Here is a 20,109-nt window from a genome sequence, read left to right as displayed (position 1 = left end):
GAGTTCGCGTTGCGTCCACACGACATGGGTGCGCTCTTCGACCGAGCCGCCTCGCGAGGGCACGCCACCACGGTGCACCTGGACCGCCCGTTCGACATCGCGCCCGACGCGGGCACCGATCACGACGTGCCCGCGCTCGCCGAACTCGTGCGGGTTGCGTCCGGCTGGTGGTGGGAGGCGGGCGCGCGGCCCGGAAGCCGGGTGGCGATCCTCAAGGACGACCACTGGGACATCGACCTGCTCGCCTGCGCCGCCGTCCGCGCCGGTGCGGTGCCCGCGAAGCTGTCCGGCCGGCTTCCCGCCGAGACGGCCTCGGCGCTGCTGAAGCGTCTGGAGCCGGACGTCCTGGTGACCTCGCCCGGACTGCTCGAGCGGGCCGCTGAGGAGGGCGTGGACCTGGCCTCGTTCGCGCGCACGACCGTGAGCACGGGACCGGCTCCGGGCGCGGTCGGCCTCGACGAGCTGCGGGGGAGCGGTGTTCCGCAGCCGCACCGGCGCGGGGATGACGAACCGCTGGTCATCACCCACACCTCCGGCACCACCGGGGTGCCCAAGCTCGTGGTGCACTCGACCCGGTCGATCATCGCCAACCTCGCCCGCTTCGAGGCGCTCCCGACACCGGTCGTGGGCATCCGCAAGGACGACGTGCTGGCCACCGCCAGCTCCTACGCCCACGGGAGGACGTTCTGCTGGACGGCCGTGGCCGTGAGCACCGCGCCGCGCGAGATCGTCGTCCTGACCGGTCAGGACCCCGACCAGGTCGACCCGGTGCTGCGGCAGCACCCGCCGACGGTCGTGGAGGGACTGCCCGCTTCGTTCGTGCGGCTCAAGCCGCTGACCGCGCGGCTGGCCAACCCGTTCCGCCGCACGCGGCTGTTCATCAGCACCTACGACGCGGTGCACCCGCCCACCGTGCGGGCGTTCCTCAAGGCCAGCGGCCGGAAGCACCCGCTGTGGCTGGACGGGTTCGGGCAGACCGAGACCGGGCCGCTGACGTTCCGGATCCACCACCGCGGATCGGTGCAGCGGCGGCGCTCCGCCACGCACCGCGCGGGCCGGCCGATCCCGCTGAAGACGCGCCTGAAGCTGGTGGACCCCGGCACCTTCCAGCCGGTGCGGCCCGGCGAACCGGGGCTGCTGCTGGCCCGGACCCGCGCGCTGTGCCTGGACTACCTCGGCGAATCGGAGCGGTTCGCGGCCAAGAAGGTCGGAAACTGGTGGAACACGGGCGATCTCGGCATCCGCGCCAGGGACGGCAGCGTGCACCTGGTGGATCGCGAGGTCGACTGCGCTCCCGAGGGGAGCTGCGTGGCCACCGAGGACACCCTGGAAGAACGCATTCCGCGCGCGATCGAATGCGTGCTGCTGGCCCGCGCGGACGAACCTCCGCTGCCGGTCGTGATCACCAGCGACGGAGAGCTGTCCGAGCACACCTGGCGCCACGCGTGCCACGGCCTGCCCGCCATGTCCGCACCCGTCGTCCTGAGGTGGGACGACGTGCCTCGAACCGGCACCGGCAAGGTGCGCAGGCTCGAACTGCTGGCGCGGCTCACCGGAAGCGCCGACACCTACGGAACGGGACGGTGGACATGACAGCCCAGGCCTACGTCTTCACCAACGACGGCCCGCACTACGCCGAGCAGCACCGCTGCCTCGCCGCGTCCTACGACCACATCACCACCGAACGACTGGCCGCCACCGGCGTCACCGACGGCTGGCACTGCCTCGAAGTGGGCACCGGGCACGGCAGCGTCGCCCGCTGGCTGGCCGAGCGGGTCGCCCCCACCGGCAGCGTGCTGGCTGGCGACATCGCCCCCGGTGACGTCGAACCGCACCCGAACCTGACGGTCGTGGAGCACGACATCGCCACCGATCCGCTTCCCGCCGAGCGCTTCGACCTGATCGTGGCCCGCATGGTCCTGCAGCACGTCCCGCAGCGGAACGCGGTGCTGGACAAGCTGATCACGGCGCTGAAGCCGGGCGGGTGGTTGCAGATCGACGAGCTGGACACCAGTTACGAGCCCGTGCTGCTGGCCACCGACGCCGCCGTCTACGAGAAGTTCCTCGCGGCGAAGACCGAGCACATGCGCTCCCGGGGAGGCGACCCGGAGTGGGGCCGCAAGGCGCCGCTCGCGATGCGCTCGGCCGGGCTGGTCGACATCGACCCGCGCCCGCACATCGGTTCCCGCCACGCGGGTTCGCCCGAGCTCGGGCTGCAGCACAACCACACCTTCCACCTGCGGGAAGGTCTGCTGGCAGCAGGGATGACCGAGGCGGAGCTGATCCGGGTGCGCGAGGTCATGCGCGATCCGGGTTTCCGGGCGTCGTCGAGCGTTCTGCACTCGGTGCAGGGCAGGAAGCCGTCGTGATCGCCGAGCGGGTGGCGGCCGGGCTGCTGCGCGAGCTCGGAGAGGTTCCCGCCGTCTGGTGCGACATCGACTGGCCCGGGCCGGTGGAGATGGCGTTGCGCGACGAATCCGCCGTGCAGGCGGCCTGCGGGATCATGCACGTCCACGGTCGAGCGTCCGGGAGCCCGAGGCGACTCGGCGTCGACTACGCCTCGGCCGTGGCCGGAGTCCTGGCCGCCCACGGGATGCTGGCGGCCGAGCTGGCGCGGGCGCGCGGGGCCCGGGTCGAGTCCGTGCGGACCTCGGTAGCGCAGGCGGCGTTGCTGGCGGTCGGCCAGCACCTCGCGGTGGCCACCACCGACGACGACTGGGGCGAGCGGTGGGCATGCGGGCCGCGCCCGCCGTTCCGGTCGCAGGACGGCATCCGGTTCGAGCTCGAAACGTTGAATCCCGAAGGCTGGCAGCGGTTCTGGAACCACCTCGGTGCCGAGCCCGCCGACGTGGCCGCAGGCTGGTGGCCGTTCCAGCAGCGCTTCGCCACCGCGTCCTGCGCGCTCCCGGAATCGCTGTTGTCCCGCACGCGCCGGTTCCCGTTCCGGGATCTGCTGAAGGCCGCCGGGCAGGCGGAGGTCAGCGTCCTGCCGGTCCGCGATGAGCCGGGCCAGCCGACTAGGGTTCCCGCCTGCACGTTCCGGGACCTGCCGGGATCGTCGAGGGCTCGTCCCTGGACGGGAGGCGAACCGCTGGACGGGATCGTCGTCGTCGAATCGACGCGCCGGATCCAGGGCCCGATGGCCGGGCACGTGCTGCGGATGCTCGGCGCCGAGGTGATCCGCGTCGAGCCGCCGGGCGGCGACCCGATGCGCGGCATCCCGCCGATCTCGGGAGACCGCTCGGCCCGGTTCCGGGTGCTCAACGACGGCAAGCGCGTCACCGAGATCGACCTGAAGACCGCTGCCGGGCGGGAGGAGCTGCGCGAACTCGTGGCCGGAGCCGACGCCTTCGTGCACAACTGGGCGCCCGGTCGTGCCGAACGCGACGGCCTCGATGCCGACGAACTCGCCCGCGTCAGACCCGGTCTGGTCCACGCGTGGGCGTCGGGGTGGGCACCGCTGCCCTGGCCGGATCCGCCGCTGGGCACCGATTTCCTCGTGCAGGCCCACAGCGGCCTGGCCGCCACCGAACCGGATCGCGCGCCGTCGCTGATGACGCTCACCGACATCATGGGCGGACTGGTCTGCGCGGCAGGCGTCCTGGCAGCGCTGCTGCGCCGCGAGCGCACCGGGCTCGGCGCCCGCGTGGACAGCTCGCTCTACTCGGCCGCGGGAGTGATCCCGCGGAGCCCGGCAGGCCCCGCGCGGCTGCTGGAGCGGGACGGCCGGATGGTGCTGCCCGACGGCACACCGGTGTGCACCGACCTGCGCGAACTCGCCGCCGACCCGCGGTTCAAGCGCGCCCTGAACCACACCACGCACGTGTCACCGCAACCTCCTTGGGAGTTCGCATGACCTGGACGTCGCGCAACGGGATCGAGATCCGCGACCTGGTGCCCGCCGAACTGCGCGCGCACTGGGTCGAGCAGGGACTGTGCCCGGACCGGCCGATCTACGACCTGTTCACCGAACGGGTCCGGTCGCACCCGGCACGCGAAGCCGTCATCGACGGCGAGGTGACGCTGACCTACCAGGACCTCGACCAGGCGGTGCGGCGCGTGGCCGCAGCCCTGAGCGCCGACGGATTCGGTCAGGGCGACGTCATCGGGATCCGGTTGCCCAACGGGTGGCGCATGGTGGTCGCGGAACTCGCGGTCGCCGCCATCGGAGCCGTCGTGCTGGCCTACCCCGGAGGGAGCGGCACGAAGGACACGATCAGCCTGCTGGGTCGATCCCGAGCAGCAGCAGGCATTTTCAGCGATCCCGCTGATGCCGAGGTCGCCGCAGGCCTGCCGACGCTGCGCGCGGCGCACGTCTTCGACGACCTCGACAGCGGCGCCGACTGGCACCCGCCGGAGCTCGACCCCGAAGCACCGGTGCGCATCCTGGTCACCTCCGGCTCGCAGTCCGAACCGAAGATGATCGCCTACTCGCACAACGCGATGGCGGGTGGCCGGGCCAACTACGTGCGTGCGTTGAGCGGCGGCGACGAGCCGATGCGGGCCCTGGCGCTGATGAAGCTCGCGTCCTCCTACGGTTCGCTCGTCACCCACGTGAGCATCGCCGCGCTCGGCGCCACCGTCGTCCTGCAGGACCGCTTCGACGCGGGCGATGCGCTGCGCGCGGTCACCCGGCACCGGCCGACCCACCTGTTCGGCGTGCCCACGATGCTGCGCAGGCTCACCGAGCACCCCGCCGAAGCGGACGAGGACCTGTCGAGCCTGCGGGCGGTGGTCTCCAGCGGGGCGCCGCTGTCGGACGTCACCGCCCGCGCGTGCACCCGCCGGTTCGCCGCGCGGGTCATCACCGTCTACGGGTCATCCGACGGCATCAACTGCCACACAGCGCTCACCGGCACGGGCGAGGGGGCGGGAACCGGCTCACCCGACCCGGAGGTCGCCGAGATCCGCATCGTCGACGAGGTCGGGCGCGACGCCGGTCCCGGCGAGGCGGGGGAGATCTGGGCGCGCGGACCGATGACGCCGCTGAGCTACGTCGCCGACACCGAGCTCGACGAACGCCACCGCACGCGCGGCGGGTGGGTGCGCAGCGGTGACCGGGGCGTGCTGGACGAGCTCGGACGGCTGCACGTCCTCGGCAGGATGGACAACGCCGTGCTGCGCGGCGGTTTCCAGATCAGCCCGGCCGAGGTGGAGCGGGAGATCGGCGCCCATCCCGGCGTGGTGGACGTGGCCTGCGTGCCGATCCCGGACGACGAGCTGGGTCAGCGGCTGTGCGCCTGCATCAGCCAGGCCGCCGGGACCGAGGACCTGACGTTGGACGAGGTCGCCGCGTTCCTGGAGGGGGACCGCGGGCTGGAGCGGCGCAAGCTCCCGGAGTTCCTGCTCCGGTTGCCGGAACTGCCGCTGGCGCCGACCGGCAAGGTCTGCCGCCGCACGGTCACCGCGATCGCCGCCGAGCGCTTCGGCGCGGATCAGCCCGCGATGAGCTCGACGTCGAGCCTGCCGTAGTGGTACTCGCGGATCGCTGAGAGCAGTTCGTCGAGGCACAGAGTTCCGCGGCCGCCGACGTCGATGCGCTCGAAGGCCTCCCCGGCCCGCTGTTCGTCGAGGCCGAGGATGATCAGCCAGCGGGTGAACTCGGTTCGGTCGATCCTGCCGTCCCCGTCGCGGTCGCACACGCCGACGACGCCGCCGATGACGGGGCGCAGCGCGCGGTTGAACGCGGCTTCGCCCTGTTCGAAGATCAGGTCCTCGGAGAGGGTGGAGAACTGCGCTTCGGTGATCGTCCCGTCGCGGGAGACCCCGGCCTGATCGGCGCAGAGGTCGAAGAGCGCGCCGAGGGAGGCGCGAAGGCGCGAGGCCGCCGGGTGGGCCGGGTCGACGCCGAAGGCACCGGCGATCCGCTCGGCCTCGCGCTCGACGTCCTGGCGGGTCAGCTCGCCGCTGCCGGCGAGGTCCCACCGGGCGAACCGGGTCTTGATCCTGCCCTGCGCCACACACCGATCCACTCGACACCGTCCACAATCGACTGTGAATTTCGCTGGAGCGAAACGACAATAACCCGAATCCGATCATCTCGCCGGATCGCGCGCCGCGCCCGCGAGAACTGGGTACATTCGGGCGCGCCCGGTTTCGAGAGGTGGTGGTGCTCGTGGCGTCGTTGGCCGCGGAGATCGAGGGGATCGCGCTGGTGGATCACCACGCGCACGGGGTGCTGCCCGCTGATCCCGGGCGGGCGGAGTTCGAGGGCCTGCTCACCGAGTCCGACCGCGCCGTTCCGCCGTGGATGACGCAGTTCGACTCGCCGCTCGGGTTCGCCGTGCGCCGGTGGTGCGCCCCCGTGCTGGGGCTCGCGCCGCACGCCTCGCCCGAGGAGTACCTGGCGGTCAGGGGAGCGCTGGGCTGGGACGAGGTGACCCGGCGCTTGCTCGACGCCTCCGGGGTCGGGTGCGTGCTGCTCGAAACCGGCCTGGACGGCGGTCTCGGCGTGGCGGAGTTCGCCGAGCTGTCGGGAAAGCCGGTCCACGAGGTCGTCCGCCTGGAGGCGGTGCTGGAGGAGGTCGCCGGATCCGGGGTCTCGGCGGCGGAGCTGCCGTCGCGGTTCCGCGAGGCGCTGGCGAGCCGGTCGGCGGTGGGCCTGAAGAGCATCATCGCCTACCGGTACGGCTTCGACTTCGACCCGGAGCCGCCCGGTGAGGCCGAGGTCGTCCGGGCGGCCGGTGCGTGGCTCCGGCAGGGCGCCGCGCGGGTGAGCGATCCGGTGCTGCTGCGGTTCGCGCTGTGGGCGGGCGTGGAGCGCGGACTGCCGATCCAGCTGCACACCGCCTACGGCGATCCCGACCTGGAACTGCACCGCTGCGATCCGCTGCTGCTGACCCGGTTCATCAAGAACGTCGAGCCGCACGGCGTGGACCTGCTGCTGCTGCACTGCTACCCGTTCCACCGCAACGCCGCCTACCTCGCCCAGGTCTTCCCGCACGTCCACTTCGACGTCGGGCTGGCGATCAACCACACCGGGGCGCGTTCGGAGGCGGTGATCGCCGAATCCCTGGAACTCGCCCCGTTCGCCAAGGTCCTCTACTCCTCCGATGCCTGGGGCCTGCCGGAGCTGCACCACCTCGGTGCCCGGCTCTGGCGCAGGGGGATGAGCCGGGCACTGGCCCACCACGTCGAATCCGGCGACTGGAACGTCGACGACGCGCTCCGCGTGGCCCGCATGATCGGCCGGGACAACGCCGAGCGCGTCTACGGCCTGCGCGATCCGCGCTCGTGACGACGACCCGGTGGGGTGGTGGCGGGTTCGAGCCAAGTGCCCGATATCACGCACCGTGAGGTGTGGACGGTGGCGCTCCTGATCGTTACGTTGGTGGCCGCCCACCGGGAGTTGACGACGTCGTTACGGGGAGGGATCAGGCGATGGCGCCTCTTGACCTGCTGTGCGCTGTGCTGATCCCGCTCGCGCTGATAGTCGGAACGGCCGCCGCGATGGTCGGCCGCAAGGTCCTCGCGCAGCGCCTCGCGGTGACCTCCGGTGCACTCGCTGTAGTGGGGCTGGCGTTGGTCTCGGTCGTGTCGTTGTTCGGCCTGTGAGCCGACGCCCCGGCGCGGGCTGTTGGAACGCGGTGTGCGGGTCGGTAGGAACGACGTGAGAGCACCCGATCGCCACGCCGGGAGGAAACACCGTGTCCGCAGCCGAATTCGCGCGTGAACTGCGCGCTCGTGAGGAGCTCGTCGGGTACTGGATCGCGCTGGACGCCCCGGCGGCCACCGAGCGGATCGCGCGGGTGGGCTACGACTACCTGGTCGTCGACGTCCAGCACGGGCTCATCGGCCATTCCGGGATGATCAACGCGTTGCTGGCCATCGATGCCGCCGGCGGTGCGAAAGGCCTGGTCCGCGTCGCGGCGAACGAGCCCAGCGGGATCGGCCACGCCCTGGACGCGGGAGCCGCCGGAGTCATCGTCCCGCTGGTCGACACGCCCGAGGACGCGGCCGCGGCGGTCGAGGCCACCCGCTACCCGCCGCGCGGGCGCCGCTCCTACGGTCCGATGCGGTCGGGCCTGCGGGTCGGTCCCCGGCCGATCGAAGCGGACGAGTCGACGGTGGTGATCGCGATGATCGAGACCGCGCAGGGCCTGGCCAACGTTCGCGAGATCTGCGCGACCCCGGGGCTCGACGGCGTCTACGTCGGCCCGGCCGACCTGTGCCTGGCCGTCGGCGGCGCCCACCCGGGAGATCCCGACGTGGCCGAGGAGTTCGAGGCCGCGGTCGAGACGATCCGGAGCGCGGCGGCGGAGGCGGGCATCGCCGCGGGGTTCCACGTCTCCGACGGCGACGGGGCCGGACCGCGACTCGCCCAGGGCTACACCTTCGCCAGCATCTCCTGCGACCTGGTGCACCTGGAGGTCGCCGCAGCCGGTCACCTGCGCGCGGTCAAGGGATCGGCCCAGCGCTGAGGCCCTGAGTGCGCAGCAGCCCCGGAGCCGTTTCCTCCTCGATCGAGAAGGCCGAACCGGACGCAGTTCGGGGCTCCGGGGCCGGGTAGCTGCCTGGTATTCGCCGACCGCTCCCGCGTCGGGATCCACAGGTTTTCGGGATTCGCGCACGTCGGGTCGGCTGTTGTGCCGTGGGCGGTCCTAGCGGACAGCCACCTCACAAGTCCTGTTGGTATTCAACGTCGGACCACCTCCTTTCCTGTGTGCCCGCAGGCTATGCCGCGTCCCGTTCCACCGGCAACAGATTTTTTCGGGTCACGAAATCGCAGGTCAGAGGTCCTGTCCGGGTGTCGATGTCGATCGTTGACACCCCTACCCCCTAGGGGTATGTTCGAACTCAGGATGATGGTGGACCGTTGCGGGGAGGGCATCATGGACCACGAGCACCACCACGGCGGTGTCGAGCAGCAGGACAAGCGGGCGTTGACCCGCTCGGCGATCAGCGCCACGGCGCACTGCCTGACCGGCTGCGCCATCGGCGAAGTCCTCGGCATGGTCATCGGAACCGCGTTGGGCTGGGGGAACCTGGCCACGATCGTGCTCGCGATCGCACTGGCGTTCCTGTTCGGCTACAGCCTGACGATCCTCCCCGTGCTGCGCGCGGGCGTCGGCCTCGGCGCGGCCATCGGCGTCGCCTTCGCCGCCGACACCCTGTCGATCACCGTCATGGAGATCGTCGACAACCTGTTCATGGTGCTCATCCCGGGTGCGATGGACGCGGGACTGACCAGCTGGCTCTTCTGGCTCTCGCTGGCCGCCGCCCTGGCCATCGCCTTCGTCCTCACGGTCCCGGTCAACCGCGCGCTGATCAGCCGAGGCAAGGGCCACGCCGTCGTGCACCAGTACCACTAGGAACTGTTGAGTTCATGCGTTGCGTGGCGGTGCGGGTAGCGGAACCTGAGCGCCTGCCCAGGAGCTGCCGAGCCGTTCGGCCCGGTGTCAACCTGAACCGGGCAACGCCGCTGGTGACAGGCCCGGTTAGGCTCAGGCCATGCCGATGTCTGTTCGTCTCGCCACCAAGGAGGACCGGCCCGCGATCCTCGCACTGCTCCAGTCCGCGCAGGAGAGCGCGGTGCCCGAGGCCAAGCGCGGGGAGCAGGGGTTCGTCCCGGGTGAGTGGGACGAGGAGGCGCTGGAGGCGTTCGCCGGCGGTCCCGGCACGTTCCTGGTGGAGGACAAGGACAAGCTCGCCGGGGTCCTGCTGACCGCCGAAGGCGACAGCGCGCTGCCCGGGCCGGGGCAGCGGACCGCGGTGCTGACCAAGAACCTCGAGGGTCCCGTCCTGCACTGCGGCCCGGTGGTGGTCGCGCCGAAGTACCGCGGCAAGGGCGTCGTCCGGATGCTGCTGTCGGGCATGGCCCTCATGCTCGGCGACCGGTACCCCAGCGCCGCGGTGTTCGTCGAGAACACCAACCAGCGCGCGGTGAAGGTGAACCGGGCGCTCGGCATGAGCAAGCACACCCGGTTCACCCTCGACGACCGCGCCTACACGGTCTTCACCTTCACCCCGGCGGACTTCAGCCCCCGACCGGCCAGGTGATCACCCGCCGAGGCGCGCGAGAGCCTCGGCGCTGCTCAGGCAACCGCCGGTCGTGAGGTTCAGGTTCGCCACGGCCGCCTCGTGCGCGGCCGGGTCCGCCGCCGTCGTGCAATCGGTGATCACGTGGGTGGTGAAGCCCAGATCGGTGGCGTGGCGGGCGGTCTGCTCGACCGTCAGGTTCGTGGCGACGCCGGTGATGAGCAGCGTGTCGATCCCCCGGGCGGTCAAGCGGTCGGCCAGGTCGTTGCCCGCGAGGCCGGAGAGCTTCTGGTTGTCGACCACGTCCAGGGCGCCGGACATCTCCGGGATCAGCTGCGCGCCGGGGGAGTCGGGGCGGAAGAGCTCCTGCGCCTCGCCGACCGCGCGCATGAACTCGGTGTTGCGCACCAGCCGCCCCTCGCCCTCCGGGACGGTGAAGCGGGTGAACACCACCGGCGCGGCCGCCTCGGCGTGGAAGCGCGCCGCGCGCTCGACCACGCCGCTGCGGGCCACCGGATCGGCCAGCATGCCGCCGAAGAACCCCTCGGGCTTGATCACGTTGACCTGCCAGTGCAGCGCCAGAACCGCGTGTGAACCGTTCGCCATGCCGGAATCGTGCCCGATGAAACCGCCTGGTGGTGGGAGGGCGCGGAATCCCGGCTCCCACATAGTGGATCTTGAGGCGGCGTCGCGGCGGTGGTCGTATGCTCCCGTCCACAGTGCTCGAACCGAGCACTGTGGACGGTGAGGAGTGGCCGATGCGGCATGCGCTCAGGTGCGCGCTGCTGTTGCTGACGTTGGTGATCGTCGCCCCCGCGCAGGCCGGTGTCGCCGCCGCGCAGGACGCCGGGCAACCCGTGATCAGAGTGGGAACCGAGGGCACCTACCCGCCCTTCTCGTTCCACGACCCCCGATCGGGTGCGCTCACCGGCTACGACATCGAGGTCGTGGAGGCGATCGCCGAGCGCGCGGGCTGGCGGCTGGAATTCGTCGAAACCCAGTGGGACGCGGTGTTCCCCGCGCTGGACTCCGGCCGGATCGACGTCGTGGCCAACCAGGTCTCCAAGAACGCCGAACGCGCGGCCAAGTACGGGTTGTCCTACACCTACACCTACTCCCACGGCGTGATCGTCCGGCGCACCGGCGACGAGAGCATCAAGACCCTCGACGACCTCCGGGGCAAGGTCACCGCCGAATCGGCCACCAGCAACTGGGCGGACATCGCCCGCGACGCCGGTGCCCGGGTGGAGTCCGTCGAAGGCTTCGCCCAGGCGGCGGCGCTGCTCACCCAAGGCCGGGTCGACGCGATCGTCAACGACAACATCGCCGTGCTCGACTACCAGGCGAGCACCGGATCGGGTGACGTCGAGGTCGCGGGCAAGGCCGGTGCGGAGACCAGCGAGCAGGTCCTCACCTTCCGGCAGGACGACCGCGAGCGGCTCGACGAGGCCAACCGGGCGATCAGCTCGCTCAAGGCCGACGGCACGCTGCGCGGCATCTCCGAGAAGTACTTCAAGGCCGACGTCTCGGTCCCCGACGGCGGCAGCGCCGACCTGTCGCAGGGGCGCGATCACCTGTCCACCTGGGAGGTCGTGCGCAACACCGCGTGGCCGATGTTCGTCGGCCTGGTGCAGGTGACGCTGCCGCTCACGGCGCTGAGCTTCGCGATCGGGCTGGCGCTGGCGCTGCTCGTCGCGCTGGCGCGGATCTCGTCCTACCGGGTGCTCTCCGGGCTGGCCCGGGCGTTCATCTCGATCATCCGGGGAACGCCGCTGCTGCTCCAGCTGTTCATCGTCTTCTACGGGCTGCCGCAGCTGGGCGTGAAGTTCCCGCCGTTCACCGCCGCGGTCATCGCCTTCAGCCTCAACGTCGCCGGCTACGCCGCCGAGGTGGTGCGCTCGGCGATCCTGGCGGTGCCGAAGGGGCAGTTCGAGGCGGCCGCGACGATCGGGCTGAACTACCCGCAGACCCTGCGCCGGATCATCCTGCCGCAGGCCACCCGCACCGCCGTCCCGCCGCTGTCGAACACCCTGCTGTCGCTGCTGAAGGACACCTCGCTGGGCTCGGTGGTGCTGCTGACCGAGCTGTTCCGCGAATCGCAGCTGGCGGCGGCGGAGAGCAACGAGTTCCTCGCGCTGTACGCGTTCGCGGGGCTGTACTACTGGGTGATCTGCGTGGCGCTGTCGGCGGCGCAGAAACGACTGGAAACGCGACTGGACAGGTACGTGGCCCGATGACCGAAACCGAGCACACCCCCCGCATCCGCGTCCGCGGGCTGGAGAAGTCCTTCGGCGACCGGCACGTCCTGCGCGGCATCGACTTCGACTCCCCGGCCGGGACCTCGACGGTGGTCCTGGGAGCCTCGGGCTCGGGCAAGTCCACGCTGCTGCGGTCGCTCAACGCCCTGGAGGTCCCCGAACGCGGTGTCGTCGCCATCGACGACGTCGAGGTCGACTTCGCCGGGCTCGCGACCGGCAGGGCCGGACGCCGGGAGACCGAGCGGTTGCGCGGGCAGAGCGGGATGGTGTTCCAGGCCCACAACTTGTTCCCGCACCGCACGGTCCTGGAGAACGTGGTCGAAGGCCCCGTCATCGCGCAGCGCCGCCCGCGCGAGGAGGTCGTCGCCGAGGCCCGCGCGCTGCTCGACCAGGTCGGTCTGGGCGACCGGGGCGACACCTACCCGTTCCAGCTCTCCGGCGGGCAGCAGCAGCGGGTCGGCATCGCGCGGGCACTCGCGCTGAGGCCGAAGCTCGTGCTGTTCGACGAGCCCACCTCGGCGCTGGACCCGGAGCTGGTGGGCGAGGTGCTGGCGGTGATCAAAGACCTCGCCTCGCAGGGCTGGACCACGGTGATCGTCACGCACGAGATCCGCTTCGCCCGTCAGGTGGCCGACCAGGTGCTCTTCCTCGACGAGGGCGTGATCGTCGAGAAGGGCACCAGCGACGAGGTCATCGGCGATCCCCGGGAGGACAGGACCCGCCGCTTCCTCAGCAGGATCCTCGACGCGGGCTGACCGCCGCTGGGGAACCGCTCAGTCGTGGTCGCCGTCGACGTAGAGCCAGGACTTGCCGCGGCGGGTGAAGCGGCTGTGCTCGGTGAGCGACCCGGTCGCACCGTCGAGGCGGTAGAGGGCGCGGAAGTCCACCGTTCCCTCGGCGTCGAAGGGACCGCCGCCGGTGCGGCTGAGGATCTCCAGGCGCAGCCACCGCTGCGACGGGTCGAGGTCGAGCTCCGCCGGGCGCGTCTTCGGGTGCCAGGTGCGCAGCAGGTAGTCGGCGTCGCCGACCGCGAACGCCGAGTAGCGCGAGCGCATCAGCTGCTCGGCCGTGGCCGCTTCGCGCTCACCGGCGTGCAGCGGTCCGCAGCACTCGCCGTAGGGCTCGCCGAGTCCGCAGGGGCACAGATCCTTCACGCTCACCTGGGAAGTTTCTCATCCGCCTCCCCGGTGCCGCCGGGTGCGCTCGATCGCGGCGGCGCGGTTGCGCAGGATCTCGTCGTTGAAGATGCGGGCGCGCTGGGCCAGCGAATCCCGGATCAGCGGGTGGGTGGCGGCGACGTCGGTGGATTCGGCGGGATCGGTCTCGAGGTCGACCAGCATCTCGCGGCCCAGCTCCGGCCAGACCGTCGCCGGCCACAGCAGCTTCCACCGGTCCTGGCGCGCTGCGGCGACGTTCCACACCGCGTCCGGGTCGACCTCGCCCGTCGGGCCCTCCTCCAGGTCGCCGTAGAAGTACAGCGTGCGACCGGGCGGCATCGGCTCGCCCGCCAGCGCGGGAGCGATGCTGATGCCGTCGATGGGCCGATCAGCCGGAGGCGGGGGAGCCCCGGCCAGGTCGATCAGCGTCGGCAGCACGTCCACGAACGAGATCGGGTAGCGGTTCTCGGCGACCGGGACCCGGCCGGGCCAGCGGACCATGAACGGCACCCGGAGACCGCCCTCGAACGGATCGGTCTTGCGGCCCCGCAACCCGCCGGTGCTGCCCTCGAACCACGGCCCGTTGTCGCTGGTGACGATGACCAGCGTGGACTCCACCAGCTCCAGCGCGCGCAGCTCGTCGAGCAGCCTGCCCACCTGCCGGTCGGCCTCGCGGATGACGTCGGGGTAGCGGCCGTCGGCCCCACCGGTCTCCTCGGGAACGTGGAACGGCTGGTGCACGGAGCTGTGCGGGACGTAGGCGAAGAACGGCCGTTGGCGCGCGACGCTCCTCCGGATGAACGCGATCGCGGCGTCGGTGTACTCGCCCGCCAGCCGCTCCTGACCCTGCTCGGTGTTGACGTCGTCCACCGCCACCGCATCGCCCCGGTACAGCGGCAGCCGCTGCTGGTCGCCCCACCCCTGGTCGTTGCTGTAGGGGATCCCGCAGAAGTGGTCGAAACCGTGCGCGGACGGCAGGAACCGGGGCCGCGCGTCCCACGGGTTGCCGGTCAGCCGCGGATCGCCCAGGTGCCACTTGCCGAAGATCCCGGTGGCGTACCCGGCCGCCCGCAAGGCCTCGGCGACCGTGTGCTCGAACTCCGGCAGCCCGCGGTCCTCCTCCGGCCACAGCACCTGCGGCAGACCGACGCGCTGCGCGTAGCGGCCGGTCAGCAGCGCGGTGCGCGACGGGGTGCAGATCGGCGCCCCGGCGCAGGCCTGCCGGAAGGTCATCCCCGCGCCTCCGACGGCGTCCATGCGCGGCGTGGCGACCGGCGAGCCGTACCGGCTCAGGTCGCCGTAGCCCAGGTCGTCGAGAACGATGAGCACGATGTTCGGTCGTGATCCCGAGAGCGCACCGGACATGTCAGCACCCCCTGACGCGGTCGCGGTCTCGATTCTCCCTGGAAGACGGCGGTTTTCCCGTTCTTGCCACCCGGTCAGCGCACGAAACTCGATCGTCTGGCCCAGCGCGGGGAGCAGGTGTGAGACGATTGCCCGACTCGACGAGGGATCGGCCGTGGTCACGGACATGGTTCGAGGTGATCGCCGCTCCTGCGACGAAGAGCTGCCCGACCCGAGGCACCTTCGTCCCCGCAGGAGCAGACCATGACCACGATCAGCTGGTCCGAGAACGGATCACCGAACTCCGCCCGTTGGCATTCCGAGAACTCGGCCCCCGCGCCGGCCAGCGTTGTCGTCGTCGACGACCGCACCACGGCGAAAGCCGCGCACCGCACCGCCGAGGCGGGCACCGCCATGATCTGGCGCGGTGACTTCCACGCGGCGCGCCGCCTCGTGCAGGACCTGGACCGCCGCCTGCGCCGCCGTCCTGAGCCCGAGGGCGACGCGGCGTCGCTGTTCCGCGCGCACCGCGCCGCGCGCGCCGAGCGGGCGGAGCTGCTCGGCCGGGTGCTGCTGGTGCTCGAACCCGACCGCACGCTGGCGCTGGATCGCGCACCCGACGTGCGCGAGGCGTGCCTGCACGCCTACGGCCCGCCCACCGGCGAGCCGATGTGCGTGTCCGCGCCCGAGCTGCTCGGAGTGGTCAGCGCCCACCAGTGGCACGAGAAGGGCGTGGACGTTCCCGCGCTCGGCGAGCGGATCCACCCCGACTACGGCGTTTTCGCGCCCGTCCGCAGCGAGTACGTCGACCTCGTCGCCGCAGCGCCGCTTCCGGTCGAACCCCCCGTCGCGTTCGACCTGGGCACCGGAACCGGTGTGCTCGCAGCGGTTCTCGGCAGGCGCGGCGCGCGCGTGGTGGCCACCGACATCAACCCGCGCGCCGTGGCGTGCGCCCGCGCCAACCTCCACCGGCTCGGCCTCGCCGAGCGGGTCACGGTCGAGGAGACCGACCTGTGGCCGAGCGGACGTGCCGACGTCGCCGTGTGCAACCCGCCCTGGATCCCCGCGCGACCCACCTCGGCGCTGGAACTCGGTGTCTACGATCAGGACTCGGACATGCTGCACCGGTTCATCGACGGCCTCCGCGAGCACCTCAACCCCGGCGGGGAGGGCTGGCTGGTGCTCTCCGACCTCGCCGAGCGGCTGGGCCTGCGGACCCGCGCCGCGCTGCTCGACCGCATCGCCGCCGCGGGGCTGGAGGTGCGGGACCGCTACGACACCGCGCCGAGCCACCCCAAGGCCTCGGACACCACCGACCCGCTCCACCAGGCCAGGCGTGACGAGATCACCTCGCTGTGGCGGCTCAGCGCAGGAAGTCCAGCAGCAGGCCGGTGACCTCGGCCGGCTTCTCCAGCTGCAGGAAGTGCCCGGCCCCGGACAGCAGCGCGGCGCTCGACGGCGCTGCGATGCGGGACCGCGCGACCGCGAAGAAGCGCGGGTCGATCGCGCCGTCCCGGTCGCCGTGGAGGTAGAGCAGCGGGCTCCGGGGTTCGGCGAGCGCCGCTCGGCTGCCGCGCGAGGCGAGGGCGCGGTAGTAGGACACGACGGCCTTCGCCCGGACCTGGTCGGGGACGGCGCGCGCGAGGTGGGCGAGGTCGTCGGTGGCGTCGTAGCCCGGTGACCACGCCCGCCACAGGTGCCGGGCCAGCCGGGTGAAGTTCCGCTCGGCCAGGCCGGGGACCTGGTTGTAGGCGATGTACCAGGAGTGCCGCGGCTGCCTGACCAGCCCCGACAGCCAGGCCCGGGCCACCGCCCGGGTCGGGTTCATCCAGGCCAGCGGAGGCACTGCCAGGAGGGCGACGCGCGCGTAGGGCGAGCACGGGTCGGCGGCCAGCGCACCCGCGGTGATCGCGCCCCAGTCGTGGCCGATCAGCGCGGTCGAGGAGTCGCCGCCCAGGCGTTCGTACAGCGCGACGGCGTCGGCGGCGAGCGCGCTCACCGAGTAGTCGCCATCGACCGGGACGTCCGAGGGCGCGTAGCCGCGCAGGAACGGCGCCACCACCCGGTACCCGGCCTCGGCCAGCAGCGGCCCGACCGCGCGCCACGTCCACGCGGTGTCGGGAAAACCGTGCAGCGCCACCAGGAGTTCACCGTCCACCGGCCCCCATTCCAGGACCCCGACGTCGTGCGTCGGCAGGCGGACGGTGCGCTCGCGAGGGGTCATGACCGGCGACGCTAACCGCTGGGAGCGCCCCGCGGCGATGGTGGATCGATCCCGCCGGTGAAAGCCGAGTGCAAGCGGGGGAACCTAGCGTCGGTGATCGACTTGGGAGACAAGATGACCACGATCGATCTATCCGACCTCGACTTCTGGGCCCAGCCGCGCTCGGAGTGGGACAAGACGTTCGCGGCGCTCCGCGCGGCCGACGAACCCGTGTTCTGCCCGCGCGACGACGGCCCCGGCTTCTACGCGATCACCCGCTACGACCAGATCGCCGAGGTCAGCCGGAACCCGCAGGCGTTCAGCTCGGAACCCATCGCCGTCGGCCTCGACGACCCGCCGCCGGAGGTGGCGGAGCTGCTGGGGTCGATGATGAGCATGGACGACCCGCGTCACGCGCGGCTGCGCCGCATCGTCGCCCGCGCCTTCACCCCGAGGATGATCGCCAGGGCGACCGACGACGTCGCCCGGCTGGCCGGCGAGATCGTCGACGCGCTGGTGGAGCGGGGGCCGTGCGACTTCGTCGCGGAGGTCGCCCAGCCGATGCCGCTGGAGATCGTGTGCCGGATGATGGGCGTTCCCGAATCCGCCCGGCCCGAGGTCGTCGAGGCGACCAACGCGTTCATCGCCGCCATCGGCGACCCCGACCACCAGGACCCGAGCGGCAAGCCCCGATCCGCGGTGCTGGTCGACTGCGCGCGGTTCATGCACGAGCTGATGGGCGAGCTCGCCCGCGACCGGCGGGCGCACCCGGCCGACGACATCGTCACCGCGATGGTCCGCGGCGACGTCGACGGCGAAGCGCTCAGCGACGCCGAGCTGGGCAAGTTCTTCGTGCTGCTGGTCGTCGCCGGCAACGAGACCACCCGCAACGCCCTCTCGCACGCGCTGGCGCTGTTCACCGACCACCCGGAGCAGCGCGACCTGCTGCTGTCCGACCTCGACGAGCGGATGCCCGCCGCCATCGAGGAGGTCATCCGCTACGCGACACCGGTCAACTGGATGCGGCGCACCGCGACGCGCGACGTGGACCTGCTCGGCCACCGCTTCCGCGCCGGTGACCGGCTGATCATGTACTACGCGTCGGCCAACCGGGACGAGACGGTCTTCGTCGACCCGTACCGGTTCACCATCACGAGGAACCCCAACCCGCATCTCGGTTTCGGCTCGCGCGGCCCGCACTTCTGCCTGGGCGCGCACCTGGCGCGACGCGAGATCGCGGTGATGCTGCGGGAGCTGTTCACCCGGGTGCCCGACATCCACGCCACCGGCGAACCGGTCCGCCAGCGGACCAGCTTCGTCAACGGGGTGCTGGAGCTCCCCTGCGCGTTCTAAGAGCGCGGTTCAGCGCCCGGCGGCGCGCAGCGCGGTGCGGATCATCGGCCACTGCAACGGCAGCCTGGCCAGGGTGCCGGCGAAGAACGCCGCCGGTGCCGCTCCGCCCTTGCGCTTCGCGCGCTTGCCCGCGTCCACGCTCATCTTGACGTTGCCGGGGAAGACACCGGCGAGCAGCGCGGCGCTGGCGAGCCCGGCGGCGCCGCGGGTGCGCGGGTGCAGCAGCCCGGCGGCGCACGCCAGCTCGGCGACTCCGGAGACCTCCACGACCCGGCGGGGCGCGGGCAGCGCGGACGGGATCAGCGGTTCGAAGATCTGGGGCCTGACCAGGTGCAACGTCCCGGAGGTGGCGAACAGCGCGGCGAGTCCGACGATCGGGAGGTCCAGCGGTGCCGGGCGTGAGGTCATGGTGCCGAACATAGTTGACCTGGTCGCGCGCGAGGGGACGAGATAGGTCACACCTGCCGTCGGCCACCTGGCCTGATGAGGCGCGATGTCCGGGTGGTCGGGACTTTGTCCCCTGTGCGGGTCCCCGGGTGGCCTGGATTCTCAAGAGTCGGTCGGGGCGCGGTGCGTTAGGCGGCCGTACCGTCCTGACCGGGGCGGATCCAGTCGGGGGAGGAATCAGATGGGTGTCGCGCAGAGAGCTCGCACTGACGTTCGGGCGCTGGAGGTCGAGTGGTCGCCCGTCGAGATCGGGGAGCTCGGCGAGGCGGTCTCGCGCGCTCCGTCGGTCCACAACAGCCGGCCGTGGTCGCTGACGCTGCACCGGCGCACCGCCGTGCTGCGCGAGGACCCGGCGCGGCGCATGCAGCACGATCCGGAGGGTCGTGACCAGCGCATCTCGTGCGGTGCGGCGGTGATGAACCTGGTGCTGGCGGTGCGCAGCCTGGGGTGGAGCGCGCAGGTCGAGCTCGGAGCCTCCGGGGGACTGGTCTCCGCGGCCGTCAACGCCGGTGAGCCCGCCGACCCGAGCCCGAGGGAGGCGGCCTGGGCTCGCGCGATCCCGGAGCGCCGCAGCCACCGGGAGCCGTTCTCGGGCAAGCCGGTGCCGGAGCTGCTCCGCGAGAAGATCTGGGACGCCGCCGCGGGCACCCGCTGCGGCGGGCGCTGGATCAACTCCGACGCCGAGGCCGCCGAGGTCGCGGGGATGCTGAGCCGGTCGGCCACCGGGTTCCAGGCCGACGCCGGCTACACCCGGGAGTTGGCCGGGTGGGTGACTCCGGAGGGCAAGCGGTTGCGCAGCGAGTCCGAGGGGCTGGGCGGCCTGGCGGCGGCCGGGCTGACCGCCATGACCACGCGCCTGCCCGACGAGCCCGTCCTGGCGCGGTTGCTCCGCGAGGAGTCGGTGCTGCTGGTGGGCACGCGCGGCGACCGCGCGATCGACCACCTGCGCGCGGGTCAAGCCGTCGAGCGGGCGTGGCTGGAGGCCGCCGGATCCGGCCTGTCGGTGTCGATGATGACCCAGCCGCTGCACGTGCCGGAGGTCCGCGCCGGCCTGGCCGAACGCCTCGGCACGTCCCTCATCCCGCAGGCGATCATGCGCTTCGGCTACCCGAAGGGCTCCTGAACCCCACCGGCGTCTCGCGTCCGGTGATCGTGGGCGGTTCTGGTCCGAACCGTCCGCGACCGACGTCTGCCCGCTCGGTTCGGGCCCCGACCGCTCGCCACCGGGCGGTCGGCGCGCTCGGAAAAACGGGAAAATCCGCTGGCTCTGTTAACGGAAGGTGATCTTCCGTTCACCTCGGCTATGTGCCGGTGTGCCTTCCTCCGCGTGCGCGCGCCCCCTGGTTCCGTTGCTGTCCCGGAGGGCGAG

At 71.9% G+C, this 20,109-nt stretch carries 20 protein-coding genes; 14 read left to right on the top strand and 6 right to left on the bottom strand.

What is annotated here, in order from left to right:
- The first annotated feature begins 9 nt into the window (after window positions 1–9).
- From KBO27_RS28005 to KBO27_RS27990, 4 genes are read left to right on the top strand one after another with little or no spacing between them, the layout of a single operon-like run.
- A complete protein-coding gene (locus KBO27_RS28005) occupies window positions 10–1,593 on the top strand; it encodes a class I adenylate-forming enzyme family protein (protein ID WP_307870664.1) in 1,584 nt (527 codons plus the stop codon).
- Window positions 1,590–2,369, top strand: a complete 780-nt coding sequence (locus KBO27_RS28000) for a class I SAM-dependent methyltransferase (RefSeq protein WP_210972855.1) — start codon at window positions 1,590–1,592, stop codon at window positions 2,367–2,369. Before KBO27_RS28005 ends, KBO27_RS28000 begins: the two co-directional genes overlap by 4 nt.
- A complete protein-coding gene (locus KBO27_RS27995; RefSeq protein ID WP_307870663.1) occupies window positions 2,366–3,856 on the top strand; it encodes a CoA transferase in 1,491 nt (496 codons plus the stop codon). The genes KBO27_RS28000 and KBO27_RS27995 overlap by 4 nt, the downstream gene beginning before the upstream one ends.
- Complete coding sequence (locus tag KBO27_RS27990) at window positions 3,853–5,472, top strand: class I adenylate-forming enzyme family protein (protein WP_210972854.1); 1,620 nt, start codon at window positions 3,853–3,855, stop codon at window positions 5,470–5,472. The genes KBO27_RS27995 and KBO27_RS27990 overlap by 4 nt, the downstream gene beginning before the upstream one ends.
- On the opposite strand, the gene KBO27_RS27985 is transcribed toward KBO27_RS27990, so the two are convergent.
- On the bottom strand, window positions 5,436–5,960 hold the full coding sequence (locus KBO27_RS27985) for an EF-hand domain-containing protein (protein ID WP_307870662.1): 525 nt from the start codon (window positions 5,958–5,960) through the stop codon (window positions 5,436–5,438). The genes KBO27_RS27990 and KBO27_RS27985 overlap by 37 nt on opposite strands.
- A gap of 155 nt (window positions 5,961–6,115) precedes the next feature.
- On the opposite strand from KBO27_RS27985, the gene KBO27_RS27980 reads away from it, so the two are divergent.
- The 5 genes from KBO27_RS27980 (at window position 6,116) to KBO27_RS27960 (ending at window position 9,999) form a co-directional block, all read left to right on the top strand.
- Entirely contained in the window at window positions 6,116–7,237 is a 1,122-nt protein-coding gene (locus tag KBO27_RS27980) for an amidohydrolase family protein (protein ID WP_210972852.1), read from the top strand.
- A gap of 143 nt (window positions 7,238–7,380) precedes the next feature.
- Window positions 7,381–7,554, top strand: a complete 174-nt coding sequence (locus KBO27_RS27975) for a hypothetical protein (protein ID WP_210972851.1) — start codon at window positions 7,381–7,383, stop codon at window positions 7,552–7,554.
- A gap of 92 nt (window positions 7,555–7,646) precedes the next feature.
- Window positions 7,647–8,420 carry an HpcH/HpaI aldolase family protein gene (locus KBO27_RS27970; protein WP_210972850.1) on the top strand — a complete coding sequence of 258 codons (774 nt, stop codon included), beginning with the start codon at window positions 7,647–7,649 and terminating at the stop codon, window positions 8,418–8,420.
- Between the two features lie 411 nt (window positions 8,421–8,831).
- Window positions 8,832–9,311 carry a DUF4396 domain-containing protein gene (locus tag KBO27_RS27965; protein ID WP_210972849.1) on the top strand — a complete coding sequence of 160 codons (480 nt, stop codon included), beginning with the start codon at window positions 8,832–8,834 and terminating at the stop codon, window positions 9,309–9,311.
- Window positions 9,312–9,450: 139 nt separating this feature from the next.
- A complete protein-coding gene (locus KBO27_RS27960; RefSeq protein WP_210972848.1) occupies window positions 9,451–9,999 on the top strand; it encodes a GNAT family N-acetyltransferase in 549 nt (182 codons plus the stop codon).
- On the opposite strand, the gene KBO27_RS27955 is transcribed toward KBO27_RS27960, so the two are convergent.
- Window positions 10,000–10,584 (bottom strand): cysteine hydrolase family protein, encoded by a 585-nt coding sequence (locus KBO27_RS27955; protein WP_210972847.1) that lies wholly within the window; start codon window positions 10,582–10,584, stop codon window positions 10,000–10,002.
- Between the two features lie 152 nt (window positions 10,585–10,736).
- Here KBO27_RS27955 and KBO27_RS27950 point away from each other — a divergent pair, with 152 nt between their 5' ends.
- Together KBO27_RS27950 and KBO27_RS27945 are read left to right on the top strand one after the other, a co-directional pair.
- Entirely contained in the window at window positions 10,737–12,215 is a 1,479-nt protein-coding gene (locus KBO27_RS27950) for an ABC transporter substrate-binding protein/permease (RefSeq protein WP_210972846.1), read from the top strand.
- Window positions 12,212–12,991 (top strand): amino acid ABC transporter ATP-binding protein, encoded by a 780-nt coding sequence (locus KBO27_RS27945; RefSeq protein WP_210972845.1) that lies wholly within the window; start codon window positions 12,212–12,214, stop codon window positions 12,989–12,991. Before KBO27_RS27950 ends, KBO27_RS27945 begins: the two co-directional genes overlap by 4 nt.
- 18 nt (window positions 12,992–13,009) lie before the next feature.
- Here the strand turns inward: KBO27_RS27945 and KBO27_RS27940 are convergent, their stop codons facing one another.
- Together KBO27_RS27940 and KBO27_RS27935 are read right to left on the bottom strand one after the other, a co-directional pair.
- A complete protein-coding gene (locus tag KBO27_RS27940) occupies window positions 13,010–13,396 on the bottom strand; it encodes a YchJ family protein (RefSeq protein ID WP_372448888.1) in 387 nt (128 codons plus the stop codon).
- Window positions 13,397–13,408: 12 nt separating this feature from the next.
- Window positions 13,409–14,758: a sulfatase-like hydrolase/transferase gene (locus KBO27_RS27935; protein WP_210972844.1), complete on the bottom strand. Its 1,350-nt coding sequence runs from the start codon at window positions 14,756–14,758 to the stop codon at window positions 13,409–13,411.
- 243 nt (window positions 14,759–15,001) lie between these two features.
- On the opposite strand from KBO27_RS27935, the gene KBO27_RS27930 reads away from it, so the two are divergent.
- A complete protein-coding gene (locus KBO27_RS27930; protein WP_210972843.1) occupies window positions 15,002–16,132 on the top strand; it encodes a methyltransferase in 1,131 nt (376 codons plus the stop codon).
- Here KBO27_RS27930 and KBO27_RS27925 read toward each other — a convergent pair.
- On the bottom strand, window positions 16,101–16,961 hold the full coding sequence (locus KBO27_RS27925; protein ID WP_210972842.1) for an alpha/beta fold hydrolase: 861 nt from the start codon (window positions 16,959–16,961) through the stop codon (window positions 16,101–16,103). The genes KBO27_RS27930 and KBO27_RS27925 overlap by 32 nt on opposite strands.
- 93 nt (window positions 16,962–17,054) lie before the next feature.
- Between KBO27_RS27925 and KBO27_RS27920 the strand changes: the two genes are divergently transcribed.
- Window positions 17,055–18,293, top strand: a complete 1,239-nt coding sequence (locus KBO27_RS27920; RefSeq protein WP_307870660.1) for a cytochrome P450 — start codon at window positions 17,055–17,057, stop codon at window positions 18,291–18,293.
- A 9-nt stretch (window positions 18,294–18,302) separates the two neighbouring features.
- Here KBO27_RS27920 and KBO27_RS27915 read toward each other — a convergent pair whose 3' ends face one another.
- The gene (locus KBO27_RS27915; protein ID WP_210972841.1) at window positions 18,303–18,701 is read right to left on the bottom strand and encodes a DoxX family protein; all 399 of its coding nucleotides are present in this window, start codon (window positions 18,699–18,701) and stop codon (window positions 18,303–18,305) included.
- Window positions 18,702–18,921: 220 nt separating this feature from the next.
- Between KBO27_RS27915 and KBO27_RS27910 the strand changes: the two genes are divergently transcribed.
- Entirely contained in the window at window positions 18,922–19,863 is a 942-nt protein-coding gene (locus tag KBO27_RS27910; RefSeq protein ID WP_210972840.1) for an Acg family FMN-binding oxidoreductase, read from the top strand.
- The last annotated feature ends 246 nt before the right edge of the window (window positions 19,864–20,109 follow it).

This window comes from Saccharopolyspora endophytica, assembly GCF_018070075.1.
In the GTDB taxonomy this organism is placed as follows: Bacteria; Actinomycetota; Actinomycetes; order Mycobacteriales; family Pseudonocardiaceae; genus Saccharopolyspora; species Saccharopolyspora endophytica.
This window is presented reverse-complemented; position numbering and strand designations above follow the sequence as displayed.